Genomic DNA, 405 nt, shown 5'->3' on the forward strand with positions numbered 1-405 from the left:
AACGGAGCGAGCATGAGCTTCCGGTAGTCCATCACCACCTGGGTCATCTTCGTTTCGAGGAACGTCCGGACCTCTTCATGGGTCTTGAAGTAGTCGTCGATCCCCTTCAGTGCGTCCCGGATGTCCGTCATCTCGTCCCCGGTGTAGCCGTTGGTGAACTCCTCGCGGGTCCGCACGCGCATGAGGAAGTGCGTGAGTTCGTCCGCGACGACCGGGGGGATGAACTCGTGGTGCATGGCGATGAAGGCGGCGATCTCGTTCTTCGTGCCACCCAGGAAGTTGACGTTCTTCGGATCCAGCGAGGCGCCGCTCAGGGTGTTGCAGTACGCCCGCATCACGTCCTTGAGCGCCGCCAACTGGCGCACGTCCGCGACGGATTGAATCTGATAGTTCGTCAGGGGCTTC

At 61.2% G+C, this 405-nt stretch carries 1 protein-coding gene; it reads right to left on the bottom strand.

What is annotated here, in order from left to right:
* A partial coding sequence (locus tag G4D85_RS48620; RefSeq protein WP_164021960.1) for a hypothetical protein occupies positions 1–405 on the bottom strand: 405 nt, incomplete at both ends.

Source organism: Pyxidicoccus trucidator (assembly GCF_010894435.1).
Classification (GTDB): Bacteria; Myxococcota; Myxococcia; order Myxococcales; family Myxococcaceae; genus Myxococcus; species Myxococcus trucidator.